We start from the raw sequence: 14,991 nt of genomic DNA, 5'->3' as shown, positions 1-14,991 counted from the left end.
CCTCGCTAACTAGCTATTTGGGTGGACAGAAGGAACCATTTGTAATGGTAAAAATTTTTATTTTCGTTTTATTGATGCTTTTTACAAGCTACGGATTTGCGAACGCTCAACATGAATATGATTCTGACACTGCTGAGTACATACAATCTATTTATTGGCTAACGAATACTGAAGATAGCGCTATCGTATACTCACGATTTGAAGGTTTCTTCGAACTCAGGGATTTAATCGACCAGACAATTCTGGCTGGTATCGCATCTTCACAAATTGATGGGACGTCAAATAGTGCAGACAAGCTACTTCTAATGATGCCAGAGCAGGAGAATATTTTAGAGATACTCATAACTGATAACCATCTCATTTTTAAAGGCCTAAAATATCAGGTGGATAGTGATTTGATAAATAGAATAAAAGCCATGAATGACTATCGTATTGAGAAAGGTGATTTAATCTCAGAGAGTATGCTAACCATTGCCAAGGAAAGGTTTGGTAGCAAACTCTAAGCTACCCCGAGAAGCAGGTATTATTGCCAGCGAACAGCATTGGCTGCGCTATCCACGTATAATTTGGGCGTACCGCCGTACAATAATGACATAAAGCACAGATTCGCCCTAACTCATTTTTGCCCCTAAACGAGTTAACGTAAATACTCTAAGGGTGGCTTTGAGCTAAGCTCGTACAACAAAGGGCTAATGTGTAGCATCGACATGATCAATCAACAATTCGTTAAAGGTACAATAAGACTAGCCAGCGAACAGCAAAGCAAAAGGTGGACAATGCGCCGTGAGCTTTTAAGTCCTCGATATACAACTCAGTGGCGTGATACTCCGAGGATTTTATGTTGAATTAAAGAAAGTCACCGAGACTCTCTATGAATACATAACAGGCCAACCAGAGGAGTTACTATTCAGAGGTAGTGTTGAACATATTCCATACAAAAGATAAGGTAATCCAAAAGCATAATAAAATGAAGGGAAATATGATTGAGGGAATAGACATACACGCTTACCTATGGGCGTTATTTTGCGGAGCCATAATTGTTCTCGCCATCAAAGCGAAATCTAATCACACGAAACGAATTGAGCAAATTGCTGAAACTCAGCGTCAAAAGGAAAACCTTGAAAAGGAATCTGTTGAGAGTCAGGTTTCCAAGCTTGAAGACGAGTTTGATGAAATTGAAAAGAAAATAACGTCTGGCCAAGAAAGCTTTAAAACTCTCGAGAAAACTAATTCTAAGCTTGAGCTAGAGAGAGAGTACATCGAAGTTGGATTGCTTCCACCTGTTTATCGCTTTGATGACAGAGAAGAGCTTAAAGCTCAAATCAATAAATGTTATGCGGATCAGTACCGTGCCATAAGCAGAGGCTTGGCAACAGACGCATACTCAAAATGGGAGTGGTTTGGCTGCGAAAAAACTGGTGCGCGAATGGTCGAAGATTACCGGTATCTTTCGCTCAAAGCATTCAATGCAGAATTTGATGCCATACGGAAAACAATGCGCCATTCAACTTACAATACGGCAGTTAATAAACTACATCGTGTAAACGAACAACTTGGTAAACTGGGCGAGACGGCTAATGTAACCATCTCAGCAGAATTCTTTAATCTGAAAATCGATGAGTTAAACGCTTGGCATCGAGAACTCTTATACAGAGAAAGACAGAAAGCGGAGAGGAAAAAACAACAAGCTATCCTCCGTGAGCAAAATAATCAATCCGAAGATGAAACCGATGACCTTGAAGACGAAATATCTTATCGGAGCTCTGATCTGAAAAAAGCCCAAGCCTTAGCTTTAAAACTCCACGGGGCAAGCGCTAAAGCCATGGAAGAAAGAATCCAAAAGATGAAATCTGAAATTGCCAAGTTAGAAAATAAATTTCAACGCGCAACCTCGCAAGCACAGATCACAAAGGTCGGCTACATATATGTCATTTCAAACCTAGGTAGTTTTGGAGAGGGTGTTGTTAAAATCGGAATGACTCGAAGACTCGAACCGATGGATCGCATTAATGAACTCGGTGACGCAAGCGTACCGTTTAAATTCGATGTGCACACGATGGCATTTGTACAGAATGCTCCAGAAATAGAGAAGAAACTTCATAGAAAGTTTGACGAACAACGAGTGAATGTGGAAAACAATCGAAAGGAGTTTTTCAAGGTAAGCCCCCAGGAAGTAAAAGCTGCAATGGACGAACTGAATGTGTCAAGCGACTGGTACTTTGATGTAGAAGCCAAGGAATACAGAGAAAGTATTTTGATTCGTGAAGCAATGAACAAGCAATCGCACGAAAACCTAACTGGGTCACTTCCAGCATCAATATAAGGATATAACCATGCTCATAACAATTATATTATTCATTTGTGCATTAGGTGCATTTTTCTTGTGGAGGAAATCATGTGCAGCGCTTGAAATGGCCGAAGCAGATGGTAAGAAAGTTAGAGATGCTTACTTCCCTGTATCGAGAGCAGAAGACAAGCTAAAACAAATTAAAGAGAAATATTCAGACTTACAGATAAAGTACAGGAAGACATTCAGCAGGCTACGTGACAACAAAAAAAAGCTTTCATTGTACAACCTTGGCGTGGGTACCTCTGATGATACTTCTTACGCATTTATATCGGAAACGAAAGAAGTCAGAAAAATTGAAGCAGAACTTGCTCAAGTTAAAGAAGACTTAAAGGAAATGGTAAAAAACAAAACAGCTTGTATCTGCAGTATGAGTAAAGACGTAAGAGTTAATGGTCGCAAGGCTGGCGCTACAAAACTATTCAATCGTGAAATAAAACTCCGGATCCGCTGTTTAGATAATGAGTTTAAAGCGGCGTCTTCAATGGTTGATTGGAACAACATCAATAGACTATCTCAACGCGCCCGAGAAACATTCGACGATATAAATAACTCAGGCCGTATAGTTAAGACACAATTGTCTGAAAGTTATTTCAGGTTAAAAAATAAAGAGCTCCGACTAACATATGAATTGAACCAGATTAAAGCTGACATCAAAGAAGAACAACGTGAAGAAGCACGTATCGCGAAAGAAGCAGAGCGAGAAGAAAAGCGTATAATTGATGCTGCGAATAAAGCTAGGAAAGAGCGTGAGATTATGGAGAAGCTGGTTGCGCAGGAGTTGAGCAAACTAGAATCCAGCTCTGATGAGCAAAAGGAACTCTACGAGCTGCACAAATTGGAACTGGAAGTGTTGAAGAAAAGAGAAGTTCGCGCACAATCGCTCGCTCAACAAACACGAGCAGGTTACGTTTATATAATCTCTAATAGGGTGTCATTTGGAGATGGGATGGTAAAAATTGGCATGACTCGAAGAGCAGATCCAGATGAGAGAGTCAAAGAACTCGGAGATGCTTCTGTACCAGAGCTGTTTGATGTCCACGCATACATATATTCGGAAGATGCGCCGAGTTTAGAGAAATTTCTACATAACGAATTCAGCAAACAAAGAGTCAACCTAGTAAATCATCGCAAAGAGTTCTTTAAAGTGGATGTTCAAAGCGTTGTTAAGGCACTCGACAATTACCAAGAAGAGTTTGAGCTCGAGTTGGAGCCGCATAAAGACACTGACACTTTAGCAGTGGCATATACATAATGACAAGCTGCTGTGCGGTGGCTTTTGTATTGCGTTACTCACACCTTAGCAAGGCGTTGCCAACATCTTCCTCTCGCACAGAGCGGCCCTTCGGCTCTAACTCATAAATGTCCAAATATGCGTTATGCTCAATGTTTGCTTACACTCAATGATAGCCTTAAGACCGCAAGTGGCACTTATGCGAATTCGGCCACTAACACAAAGCTACCTCCCACCTCATACGTTAATTTCACAACATAGAAACTATCAAACAAACTTCTTCAGCACATTTTCATCGCTTTTTGTTAGCGCTCATTAAGCCAGTGGCTCCTGCAACTCGAATTTCTAACATCAATGAATAAGGGCTCTGCATTGGCGTTACTCTATAACCAAAATCTCGTCATGCCGCAGATTCTCATTTTGAATGGCACTCGCCACAAAATCATTACGGCGAAGTTTTCTTGTTAGTTGCTAATCATCTGGTACAATCAGTCTGATAACTAGAATGAATTAATCCCGTAGTGAATTGGACGTTGAATGAGAATTTTTAAAGCAAAAAGCCCAGCTGGATTCGCTGAGGAATACATAGTTGAGTCCATCTGGAATGGTGAGTTTCCGCCAGGCTCGATTCTACCGGCCGAGCGAGAATTATCTGAATTGATCGGTGTAACTCGCACGACACTACGTGAAGTATTGCAGCGTCTAGCCCGCGATGGGTGGTTAACGATTCAACACGGTAAACCTACACGTGTAAACAACTTTTGGGAAACTTCAGGTCTTAATATTCTAGAAACGCTAGCTCGTTTAGATGAAGACAAAATGCCTGAATTGACCGACCAATTGCTATCAGCACGCACAAACCTCAGTGCTATTTATATGCGTGCAGCGATCAAAATTAATCCCGAGCGTGTAAAAGAAATTGTTGCAGACCGAGAGACGGTTGAAGACACAGGTCAGGCGTTCGCTGATTACGATTACTGGGTGCACCACCAACTAGCAAGTGCTGGTAACAACAAAATTTATGTGTTGATCCTCAATGGTTTTAAAGGGTTTTACTCTAAAATCGGTAGCCATTATTTCTCTGACCCGCGCACACGTGAATTAGCGCGCCAGTTTTATTTAGACTTGGCTGAGTTAGCAGACAAGCATGATCATGATGGTGCTATCTCGTTGATGCGTCGATACGGTCATCAAAGCGGCCAAATCTGGCAAGAGATTCGCTCTGATATGCCAGAAAATATTATGGATTAATAAGAAGCCTGCGTAAGCGGGCTTTTTTGTGCCTCACAATCCAAGAATTTCATCATCATTTTTATCGATTGCTGCTATCGTTAAATGCGATTGTTCTTTTGCGCGCTAGCTCAGTAACATAGCGTCCAAGAATAAATGCATGTTTTTTTTAGTTGAGGGTTGTTTTTCAACGGCTCAGCACTATATCTATGTGCAGGAAAAAATACAGACGAGGCGATGTCGTCGTCTCTGTCGCAAAGTACGATAAACTCAAACTATTTTGGAGAATAAAATGGGTGTATTAGTAGGCCGCAAGGCACCAGACTTTACAGCTGCAGCAGTGCTAGGTAATGGCGAAATCGTAGACGCTTACAACCTTCACGAGACAATCAAAGGCAAGAAAGCAGTTATCTTTTTCTACCCACTTGATTTCACTTTCGTTTGTCCATCAGAGCTAATCGCTTTCGACAAGCGTTATGAAGAGTTCCAAAAGCGTGGCGTTGAAGTAATCGGTGTTTCTATCGATTCACAATTCTCACACAACGCATGGCGTAACACTGCTGTTGCAGACGGTGGTATCGGCCAAGTTAAATATGCACTAGTTGCTGACGTTAAGCACGAAATCTGTCAAGCGTACGATGTTGAGCACCCAGAAGCAGGCGTTGCTTTCCGTGGTTCTTTCCTAATCGACGAAGAAGGCACAGTACGTCACCAAGTAGTTAACGACCTACCGCTAGGCCGTAACATCGACGAAATGCTTCGTATGGTTGACGCGCTAGCGTTCCACAGCGAGCACGGTGAAGTATGTCCAGCTGGTTGGACTGAAGGTAAAAAAGGTATGGACGCAAGCCCTGAAGGTGTTGCTAAGTTCCTATCTGAAAACGAAGGCGACCTATAAGGTTTACCCTCGTTTGAAAAACCGCGCTTAGGCGCGGTTTTTTTGTGCCTAAGTATTTGCGAAAAGCTGAGATACCCAGCAAGATGATTCGTAGATATAACACTAAGGAACAACGTCATGCGCTGGTTAAGGTGGCAAATAGGACGCCAGTTGTCTGGATACGATAAGATGTTTTTAGCGGGCGCGTTGTGGCCGATAAAATTTGATTGTTACTTACTGCGCTTCAAACAAGGCAGCTTTATAAAGCGCCATACAGACACAGTTGCAGCAGGCCGCCATTACCGCCTTAATGTAGTCTTAAAAACGGCTAAGAAGGGCGGTGAGTTTGAATGCGAGCAAGCTATCTATGCCAGTAAGCGTATCAAGCTATTTCGACCAGACATTAATGCTCATGCCGTTACCTTGGTGGAAGAAGGTACGCGCTATGTATTTAGCATCGGTTGGATACGCGGCGATAAGACATAAAAAAAACCGCCCTTGGGCGGTTTTTCTAATTTTGCTTATTGAAAGCTTACAGCGCGACGCTCTTTGCGTGGACCACGGCTTTTAGCATTTGGGTCACGGAAGCTACGCTTTTTACCTTCGTTGCGGTCAGTGCGCTCGCGTGAAGGGCGTGAATCACGCTGCTCACGAGGAGCACTAGCTTCACTTGGGCTTAACGTTAGCTTCATTGGGCGCTTACAGATATATACTTTCTGGAAGTGCGCAACTTTCTCAGCAGGCATGCCCTGTGGCAGTTCTACCGTGCTGTGTGCGTCAAACAAACGGATATCGCCAATGAACTTGCTAGAGATATCAGCTTCGTTGGCAATCGCGCCAACAATGTTCTTAACCTGAACACCGTGCTCGCGGCCAACTTCGATGCGGTATGTATCCATCGGAGTGTTTGACTCACGACGCTCGCGACGTGGCTTATCACCGTCACGACGACTACGGTCACCGCGATCGCCACGCTCAGAACGCTCACCACGACGGTCATTACGCTCACCGCGCTCTGAACGTTCTTTCGCTTGGATTTCTTCAACTTTAAGCGGAGTTTGTTGCTGTGCTAAACAAAGTAGTGCAGCAGCTAGCTCGCTTTGGCTCAATTGCAGCTTGTTACCGATAGAGCTTGCAACTTGTGCAAAGAACTCGCTGTCTTTGTGCTCAAGTGCCGCTGCAATCTTAAGTTCCAGTGCATCGATACGCTTTTGCTCAACCATTTTCGCGCTAGGAAGTTGTACTTCAGCAATATCGCTCTTAGTGTGACGTACGATGTTCTTAAGCAAGTAACGCTCGTTACCTTTAACGAACAAAATCGCTTTACCTTGGCGGCCAGCACGACCTGTACGACCGATACGGTGAACGTATGCTTCGCTGTCTTGAGGGATATCGTAGTTAACAACGAGGCTAATGCGTTCTACGTCAAGACCACGTGCAGCAACGTCAGTTGCGATAACGATGTCTAGTAAACCATTTTTCAAGCGGTCAACTGTGCGCTCACGCGCTTGCTGATTCATATCACCGTTAAGTGGTGCAGCAGAGAAGCCTTCGCGCTCTAGTAGCTCAGCAAGCTGAACGGTATCGTTACGAGTACGAACGAATACGATAGCCGCATCAAATGTTTCCGCTTCTAGGAAGCGAACAATTGCTTTGTTCTTGTGAACGCGTGCTTGCCAGTATACTTGCTCAATAGTTGATACTGTGCTGTTACGCGGAGTAATGCGTACTTGCTCAGCATTTTGCAAATAAGTGTTACAGATTGACTGGATCTGTTTTGGCATAGTTGCAGAGAACAAACAGGTTTGTTTGCTTTCTGGTGTTTGTGCCATGATGCTTTCAACATCATCGATAAAGCCCATGCGTAGCATTTCGTCAGCTTCGTCAAGCACAAGCGCGCTTAGACGAGATAAGTCGATTGACTTACGGCTGATGTGGTCAAGTAAACGACCAGGTGTTGCTACGATGATTTGCGCGCCACGACGAAGTGCGCTCAGCTGGATACCGTAGCTTTGACCACCATATAGCGCTAGTACTTCAACGCCTTTGGTGAATTGAGCATACTGCTCGAACGCTTCAGCTACCTGAATAGCAAGCTCACGAGTTGGAGTAAGTACAAGGATTTGCGGGTACTTAGCATCAGCATCGATGTTGTTTAATAAAGGCAATGCAAAGGCAGCAGTTTTACCTGTACCTGTTTGCGCCATTCCCAAGACATCCTTTTTGTCGAGTAAAAGGGGGATACACTGGGTCTGGATCTCGGAAGGAGTCTCATAACCCAACTTATCCACTGCTTTCAAGATTGCAGGAGAAAGGTTCAACGACTCAAAGGTGACTTGTTCTGACATTAAAACGCCTTAAGGAATTCAAAGAGGCGCGCATTGTACAGGAATGAAGCAGTAATTGCTTGTATAAATTGAAACTATTTCCTATGTACTTGGTTTTGTATGAAATTTAATCAGCGCCAAAATCGGTAATTAACGCTTTATTGACAAAAGTGTTTGTTTTTAACGATTTTTAAGTTGTAAAAAAGGGTCGTAAAAACGCAAAAATGCCGGGAAAAAGCCCGGCATTTTTCTGCTTATTCTTGGTACAAGCCAAGGTTTGCTTTGGCGTATGCTTCGAACTCTGTGAAGCCACCAATATGTGTTTGGTCGATAAAAATTTGCGGCACCGTTTCACATGGTTTGCCAGCAGATTTCTCTAGATCAGCTTTGCTGATCCCTTCTTTAATGATATCGACGTAGCGGAATTTAAAATCATCGCGTTGCTCGGTCAGTTTTTCAGCAACTTCCTTTGCACGAACGCAGAAAGGACACCCATCACGACCAAAAATTACAGTTAGCATATTCTCTCCAGTGCTTTACTTAAGTGTATGCATTGCAGTGTAGCGAGGTTCCAGTACGAGGTAAAACAATGAAAACCGATTCCCTCATTCGTAAAAAGCGATTAACTGCGATACACGGTTTTGATTAAGTGATAACCAAACTGGGTTTTAACTGGCCCATGCACTTCAAACAGTGGCTTTTTAAACACTACGTCTTCAAAGGCTTTGACCATAGTACCACGTTGGAATTCGCCTAAGTCGCCACCACGCTTTTTAGAAGGGCAGGTAGAATATTGTTTCGCTAACTTATTGAAATCGCCACCCTTGTCTAACTTTGCTTTGATAGCTAAACACTCTTCTTTGCTTTTAACCAAGATATGGTAGGCACATGCTTTGGCCATTTCTTAACTCCTAAAATGTATATCGATAGGGGGTCACAACATCGAGTACTTGTTGCTTTTCACCCATGCCGCCGATGCGATAAGCCACGCCTTCATACTCGAGCAACCCACGGTGATCCATGGTCGCTTTAAGCGCGTGCTCTTGGCGTTGCCATTTGTTGCTGTCTACATCAAAGCGCCAAACCTGGCTCGACGGTGAACTTGGCTTGCCATTATACCCGATACCATCGTAGTTGTATGGATTCGGTGAGCCGCCGATAAACACGATGTGACCGTTGATTGTGCCTGCAGCCATTCGGTAATGCGCTTTACCTGTTGGGTGCGCAAGGCTGTGCCATGACACTTTGGTTGGGTTCTGTGGGTCAATAATGCCCTTTAGGCATTGGGCTTTAGCATCGAAACCACGGCGTTTATCAGCAAAGGCGATGGTTTTTACACCATCACATACCACCATGGTATTACCGGTGATGGCACCGGCTTGGCCAAATACAGCATCGCCTAAAAATGGTGACGCTTGTGACCAGCTATTGTTGGCAATGTCGTACACTTGCACCAAGTTCACATTGCCATCATTGTGCCAGCCGCTGATGAGGTAGATGTATTGGTTGTTGTAATTCAGGGCGACACTATCATCAACAGGCACAGGCATACTGGCTAGTTTGAGGTATTCATCTTTTTGCACATCGAAACGATATACATCGGGTACTGAGATTTCAGTGTGATCTTGCGCCACGGTGTAACCACCAAAAATATAGGCATATTCACCTACACCCACAGCTGTAGCAGCAAGGCGTCCCTTGATTTCGGTGGACGCGGGCACGGTTTTCATCGCTTTCCAATCGCCTTTACCAACGTTCAATGCCCACACTTTGTTGTGCACATCTGCGTGTGTTTTGCCGCTGCCCAAACCCATAAAGCTTAAAAAGAATTGACCGTCAGGAGTATCCACCTGCGCGACTGCGTTATTACTTACCGGTTCTGGAAGTGCAGGGAGTTCGAGTGCGAGTACGGGATACGATGCTGCGACGAAAACATTTACACACAGCCCTTTAATCAATCTTTTTAGCATTTATCTTGCCTCTAAATTTAATGCCGAGTTCGCTTGAATAGCCCATTGAACGGGCGGTGATTGATAGCGATTCATCTATTACATAATAGGTAGGAAACGCAGATATTTTATATTGCTTCGCGGTATTTGTGCTACCTAAAAGTATAGGCATGTTGAGCTGCATTTGAGACACAAAATCAGCGACTTGCTCTTTTGATTCATAATCCAGCGCGATGGCAATCGCGTTGATGTCACCGTCATCCATCGCTGCTTGTAAATTGGGCATAGACAGTTTGCAAATTGAACACCAAGGCGCAAAGAAATACACCACCGTCGTTTGTCCTTGCAGGGATTTAATCGTAAATCGTTGCTCGCCATTGAGCTGCTCAAGTGAAAAATATGGGGCCGGGGAGTCGTCAACAGGCAGCATATTGCGCTGTTGGAATGCACTCACACCGTAAAACACGATGAGGATGATAAAAATTTGAAAAAAAGTTTTCTTCATTAATTTCTTTATATTCATGTGGTTATTTTAAATAGACCGAATTTCTTTAAAAATAATTTGGCAATTTCTCTTGAAAAGAATTTGCCCGTCCATACATATGATTATGAGGACGCCATAAAGGGTCCCAGCCAAACTAAAGTTATTGATATTTATACATAAAAGTTGTTTGTTCAAGAGAAAAACAACGACCAATATTGCTTAAAATTTGAGGATATTATTATGCGTACAGTAGACCTATCTCCACTATATCGTTCATTCATCGGTTTTGACCACCTTGCATCATTAATGGATGCGGCGGCACGCACCGACAAACAACCTAGCTACCCTCCATATAACATCGAGGCGTTGGGTAAAGACCAATACAGAATTACCATGGCAGTAGCGGGCTTTAGTGATGAAGAGCTGACCATTGAGTCAGAGAATAACACGCTAAAAGTCACCGGTACTAAAGCCGATAAAGACGCTACAGAAGAGCGCAAATTTATTCACCAAGGTATTGCAGAGCGCAACTTTGAGCGCAAGTTCCAACTTGGTGACCACGTTAAAGTGCTCGGCGCAGACCTAGCCAATGGCCTGCTTGTTATCGACCTAGAGCGTGAAATTCCAGAAGCCTTAAAGCCACGCAAAATTGAAATTGGCAAAGGCAACTTACTAGAAAGTAAGTAATCAGTTAAGATATCTCCCTGTGATGCGCCGCCCTTTTTGGGCGGCTTTTTTGTGTTTAATACTCATACAGGGAAGGGTGTAATCACATAATTTAGCCCGCTAGAGTGACTAGCGAGTGAAGTGAATGGGTAAAGTAGGGGCGTACATTGACGAAAACAGATAAAAAGCGTGATAAGCAGCTGCGTGAGCAATTAACTGAGCTGTGTGAACAGCACGGTAAAATGATTACAGGTTTTAGTTGGTTAACGCACCACATTGACTGGAAAAATCCGCAAGCAAGCCTCACTATCACCGTCATTTTCGAGCAAGATGCTGAACTAGAAGCGTTTATGGGTTCTCGCGAGCGCAGTCAGCTTGAACGTGAGATTCAAGGCTGTTTAAAGTCAGTAGGGCTTTGCCTGAAAAATACCACCAAACAGCTCAAGTACGACACCGAAGAGCAGTGCCAGTTACATCATCAGGGTAATTGGGCAAAGCGCCTGCGCTGAGAGTGCCCTTAATTAGTTGTTGGTGCCTTGGCCTATTGTTGCTCAAATTCGTGTGCGCTGCAGTAGGCGACAAGCGCTGCTTTGTATCTTCTAATTAGTCAGGTATTCCTATCTCCTTGTGTTACAGTAGCGCCTGTTTCCGGTTAACTTCGCCCGAGCAACCCAACTTATTCGAACAAGGACAGTGATCATGACCTCGTCAAAACCAACAGCTGCTATTTTTGTGGACGTGCAAAACATCTATTACACCTGCCGCGAAAGCCACAGACGTAACTTTGATTACAATGCGTTTTGGCGTGAAGTGAGTAACCAATACGACATTCAACATGCTTTTGCCTACGCCATTGACCGAGGGGATGCCAAGCAAATGGAATTCCAAAATATCCTGCGTGCGATTGGTTTTGAGGTGAAGCTCAAACCGTTTATTCAACGTGCCGATGGTTCAGCCAAAGGTGACTGGGATGTTGGCATTACCCTCGATGCCATTGAGTACGGAAGCCAAACCGACGCCACTATTTTACTCTCAGGGGATGGCGACTTTGACTTACTTGCTAAAAAACTGCGTGACGAAAAAAGCAAAAGAGTAGAAGTGTACAGCTGCGAAAAACTCACCGCAGCGTCATTAATTAACGCTGCAAGTTACTTTCGCGCGATTGACGAGACGTTATTGCTGGGTTGAATAACTTGGAACGCATAACGCTGTGGTGCAACCTCGATGACAATGTGCTGGCGTGAACCACCACATATTATGTGCCGTATTTTACACTTTGGTGGTGACTTTCTTATCCTTGGCGAATATAGCAAAGTACATAAAGTATGACCCCAACCCTGTATAGAGCAAAACAAGGGTGTAATACATAAATGAATCTTCTTCCCTTGTATACTTTTGGCTTTTTCCAGCAATTACACCGTCCAGATAACCCGTCACACCTAAGTAGAAAATAATAGCCGCTATTGCAAAAACGAATATCCGCCCGCCAGTGCCCAACTTTTTTTGCTCACGTGATTTACTTTGCTGTTCACTGGGCTTTGGGTTTTGACTTGAACGTTTTTGTATTTCATTCTGAATCGTCACTAAGCGCTCAGGATGGGCATTTTTATCTATCGTTGCTAACGCTTCATGAAGCTCTTCGAGTGAGTAACTCGGGTAATTTGGTTCCATTTAATACTTCTCCTTGTGGGTGAACGCGTGTTTCTTGCGTGGCGTTATCGAGTTGAGTTACTTAGTTGTGTGTTGATGGCGCATTTATTAATTTCTTCCCTTTGCAGTAGCAGCCTATAAAGGTCAAAGCACAGGCTGTTTTAAGCACTAAGAGTTCAAACGGTTTCCACCACGCGCCAGTCTCAGCTTCGATAATGTCAGATATTCCGAATAGAATAAACGCGACGCTCGCAATGAGAAGAACTTTTAACCACTGACTCTCCGTGCGTTTATTAAACGCCGCAATGAGCATTCCCAGACCAATGATGAACCACAAGCCAGCTTCAAAATAGTTGAATGTTTCTATTGTCATAGTTAACGCTGCGCTCAGTTGCTAGATATACTTGGTAGATTGATCACGAGGCTTTCAAAAACAAAGTCAAAAATATGAAGCTCCGCTGTTACGTTTTATCAGTTACTTCTTTAATCATGTTTATCAACGTTTCTGCTTCTTGTTTTGAGAGTCTTATGGGTGTCATACTTGCTGCTAGCTTTGCATTATCAGAAAGCTCTATACCAACTTGCTTAGTGCCACTCTTTGTCTCGATTAAATGTACGCGAATTGCGGTCTTTTTTATTCCTTGAGTTTGAGTGATTTCGTCATTTGCTGTATGCACAATTTTTCCACCAAGCATTAGCCCTTTGCCAGTTTTGGAGAACATTGACCAAAGAACAAACCCCATAAATCCAAAGAATATCGATAATAAAATAGTATCCATCTAAATTTCTCGAGTTCTCAAAACGCCTCGTTAAGAGCCAGTAAATTAACGGGTTATACTTTAGCGAAGAAGCGGTTATAGATTAACTATTTTTATCTTTATCGCTTCATCGGCTTGTTTAGTGACGACTATTTACTTTGCAAATCTTGAAGCCTTTCCCACAACGACCTTGCTTGTTTTAAGTCCTCTTCACAAGGCAATGATATCGGATGCTCAGGGTCTTCATATTTTTTCTTCAAATGTCTAAACGTTTCTAATCCTAAATAAGACGGATGAAGATTATGGAAGTTTCTACCGATGAGTTCCTGTAATTCGAAGTTACTTGAAATTAGCTCCTTCAACATTGAAGTGTATAGTTTTCTGTCTTCAACCTTAACCAATCCACTAAGAATTCGAGAAAGGTTTTCAATTGCGACTAAATTTCTCGCAATCTGTTCAAGTATTTTTTTGGCATCTCTATTATCCAATGTAACTCCAACACCTTGTTGAGCTTGCTAAAATGTCTTCCGAAGGCTCGAGCAAGCGATTAGGAGATCTTCTTATACTTCTTGTTAGGTTTACTTTTATAAACAAAAATAAAGACAAGAACAAAGTGAATAAGTAACAACCACAACAAAATCAAATCAAATGCGCTGTAGAACTCAATCGTCGCATCTAAAACTTCGGTATTCTTATATTGTTCCGACTTGATATCCTTAAGCATCATTTTGGTTAAACTTCTAAGTGTATCAGTGTCTGCTGAGTCTAAGTTGGCTTCAACATCAGTCAATATGGAATGGTCAACTGATATCGTTGTCGCATCTTTAACTATACTTGGTAAGTACAATGAAAAAAGAGAATATCCAATCAGAGATAAACTAGAGATTATGACCAACCATTTATGCACAATACTTCCTGTAAATCTAACGCCCAGTTTATGGGCTGATTAATGTTTGGCTAAACTGTTTAGCGTAGCGGAACCAACAGTTACGAGTTCCATTTCAGTGGCTTGTTAAAAGCCGCCTCTTCGTTGTTCCTTTGAGGGATCATGTGGCTTTACATTACCCCCTTGAGTAGCTTTATTTACGTAACCTAAATCAGTTTTAATTTCTACTTGTACCAAGTAAGGTTTGCCTAATGCAGAGCGCCAGTAGTGATATTTTTCCTGGTATTCTTGATTAAAGCTAAACTTAGCTGAAACTGATTCAACCCATTCATTTGGGAGTTTATGTGCGTTAAGCATTCGATTTATTTCAGACTTCATCGACTGGCACATATCTACCAGTAAAGGTGAACTGATGTCGCCCTTACAATTTATTAAGTCTAGCGAAATTGCATCAACTCCATGCTCTTGCGCTAAAGTGAATAACTGACCTACGGCCCAATAGCCTTGATAATCATTATTTCGACCACTCAGCAATTCTGAGAGATTTCTCACAATCCCTTTAAATTCTCTACGACGAGGCATA

At 42.8% G+C, this 14,991-nt stretch carries 20 protein-coding genes; 10 read left to right on the top strand and 10 right to left on the bottom strand.

Going from position 1 to position 14,991, the window contains the following annotated elements; all coding sequences use genetic code 11:
• Positions 1–44 precede the first annotated feature (44 nt).
• The 7 genes from V1358_RS05950 to V1358_RS05920 all read left to right on the top strand — a co-directional run bounded on the left by V1358_RS05950 (position 45) and on the right by V1358_RS05920 (position 6,174).
• Entirely contained in the window at positions 45–503 is a 459-nt protein-coding gene (locus V1358_RS05950; protein WP_347392904.1) for a hypothetical protein, read from the top strand.
• 189 nt (positions 504–692) lie between these two features.
• Positions 693–845, top strand: a complete 153-nt coding sequence (locus V1358_RS05945) for a DUF4113 domain-containing protein (protein ID WP_347392903.1) — start codon at positions 693–695, stop codon at positions 843–845.
• A gap of 122 nt (positions 846–967) precedes the next feature.
• A complete protein-coding gene (locus V1358_RS05940; RefSeq protein WP_347392902.1) occupies positions 968–2,323 on the top strand; it encodes an SNIPE associated domain-containing protein in 1,356 nt (451 codons plus the stop codon).
• Between the two features lie 10 nt (positions 2,324–2,333).
• On the top strand, positions 2,334–3,602 hold the full coding sequence (locus V1358_RS05935) for an SNIPE associated domain-containing protein (RefSeq protein ID WP_347392901.1): 1,269 nt from the start codon (positions 2,334–2,336) through the stop codon (positions 3,600–3,602).
• A gap of 516 nt (positions 3,603–4,118) precedes the next feature.
• A complete protein-coding gene (gene fadR, locus V1358_RS05930) occupies positions 4,119–4,832 on the top strand; it encodes a fatty acid metabolism transcriptional regulator FadR (RefSeq protein ID WP_347391018.1) in 714 nt (237 codons plus the stop codon).
• 271 nt (positions 4,833–5,103) lie between these two features.
• Positions 5,104–5,709, top strand: a complete 606-nt coding sequence (locus V1358_RS05925; protein ID WP_105255000.1) for a peroxiredoxin — start codon at positions 5,104–5,106, stop codon at positions 5,707–5,709.
• 117 nt (positions 5,710–5,826) lie between these two features.
• Positions 5,827–6,174, top strand: a complete 348-nt coding sequence (locus V1358_RS05920) for a 2OG-Fe(II) oxygenase (protein ID WP_347392900.1) — start codon at positions 5,827–5,829, stop codon at positions 6,172–6,174.
• 35 nt (positions 6,175–6,209) lie between these two features.
• On the opposite strand, the gene V1358_RS05915 is transcribed toward V1358_RS05920, so the two are convergent.
• The 5 genes from V1358_RS05915 to V1358_RS05895 form a co-directional block, all read right to left on the bottom strand.
• Complete coding sequence (locus tag V1358_RS05915; protein ID WP_347391016.1) at positions 6,210–8,036, bottom strand: DEAD/DEAH box helicase; 1,827 nt, start codon at positions 8,034–8,036, stop codon at positions 6,210–6,212.
• 233 nt (positions 8,037–8,269) lie between these two features.
• On the bottom strand, positions 8,270–8,536 hold the full coding sequence (locus V1358_RS05910; RefSeq protein ID WP_347391015.1) for a GrxA family glutaredoxin: 267 nt from the start codon (positions 8,534–8,536) through the stop codon (positions 8,270–8,272).
• 101 nt (positions 8,537–8,637) lie between these two features.
• Positions 8,638–8,916: a peptidylprolyl isomerase gene (locus tag V1358_RS05905; protein WP_347391014.1), complete on the bottom strand. Its 279-nt coding sequence runs from the start codon at positions 8,914–8,916 to the stop codon at positions 8,638–8,640.
• A 10-nt stretch (positions 8,917–8,926) separates the two neighbouring features.
• The gene (locus V1358_RS05900) at positions 8,927–9,985 is read right to left on the bottom strand and encodes a Kelch repeat-containing protein (RefSeq protein ID WP_347392899.1); all 1,059 of its coding nucleotides are present in this window, start codon (positions 9,983–9,985) and stop codon (positions 8,927–8,929) included.
• Entirely contained in the window at positions 9,966–10,469 is a 504-nt protein-coding gene (locus V1358_RS05895; protein WP_347392898.1) for a TlpA family protein disulfide reductase, read from the bottom strand. Before V1358_RS05895 ends, V1358_RS05900 begins: the two co-directional genes overlap by 20 nt.
• A 219-nt stretch (positions 10,470–10,688) precedes the next feature.
• Here V1358_RS05895 and V1358_RS05890 point away from each other — a divergent pair, with 219 nt between their 5' ends.
• The 3 genes from V1358_RS05890 (at position 10,689) to V1358_RS05880 (ending at position 12,302) form a co-directional block, all read left to right on the top strand.
• Complete coding sequence (locus V1358_RS05890; RefSeq protein ID WP_342677983.1) at positions 10,689–11,135, top strand: Hsp20 family protein; 447 nt, start codon at positions 10,689–10,691, stop codon at positions 11,133–11,135.
• A 146-nt stretch (positions 11,136–11,281) separates the two neighbouring features.
• Complete coding sequence (locus V1358_RS05885) at positions 11,282–11,623, top strand: Fis family transcriptional regulator (RefSeq protein WP_347392897.1); 342 nt, start codon at positions 11,282–11,284, stop codon at positions 11,621–11,623.
• Positions 11,624–11,813: 190 nt separating this feature from the next.
• Positions 11,814–12,302, top strand: a complete 489-nt coding sequence (locus tag V1358_RS05880) for a LabA-like NYN domain-containing protein (protein WP_347392896.1) — start codon at positions 11,814–11,816, stop codon at positions 12,300–12,302.
• Between the two features lie 81 nt (positions 12,303–12,383).
• On the opposite strand, the gene V1358_RS05875 is transcribed toward V1358_RS05880, so the two are convergent.
• From V1358_RS05875 to V1358_RS05855, 5 genes are all read right to left on the bottom strand, one after another.
• Positions 12,384–12,785, bottom strand: coding sequence for a hypothetical protein (locus V1358_RS05875; RefSeq protein ID WP_347392895.1), 402 nt, complete (start codon positions 12,783–12,785; stop codon positions 12,384–12,386).
• 61 nt (positions 12,786–12,846) lie between these two features.
• A complete protein-coding gene (locus V1358_RS05870) occupies positions 12,847–13,137 on the bottom strand; it encodes a hypothetical protein (protein WP_347392894.1) in 291 nt (96 codons plus the stop codon).
• Between the two features lie 88 nt (positions 13,138–13,225).
• Complete coding sequence (locus V1358_RS05865; protein ID WP_347392893.1) at positions 13,226–13,543, bottom strand: hypothetical protein; 318 nt, start codon at positions 13,541–13,543, stop codon at positions 13,226–13,228.
• A 128-nt stretch (positions 13,544–13,671) separates the two neighbouring features.
• Positions 13,672–14,010, bottom strand: coding sequence for a hypothetical protein (locus V1358_RS05860; protein WP_347392892.1), 339 nt, complete (start codon positions 14,008–14,010; stop codon positions 13,672–13,674).
• A gap of 524 nt (positions 14,011–14,534) precedes the next feature.
• Positions 14,535–14,990, bottom strand: a complete 456-nt coding sequence (locus tag V1358_RS05855) for a hypothetical protein (RefSeq protein WP_347392891.1) — start codon at positions 14,988–14,990, stop codon at positions 14,535–14,537.
• Position 14,991 lies beyond the last annotated feature (1 nt).

Source organism: Pseudoalteromonas pernae (assembly GCF_039831865.1).
Classification (GTDB): Bacteria; Pseudomonadota; Gammaproteobacteria; order Enterobacterales; family Alteromonadaceae; genus Pseudoalteromonas; species Pseudoalteromonas pernae.
Note: the sequence above shows the minus strand (reverse complement) of the source record. Positions and strands in the feature narration are given on the sequence as shown.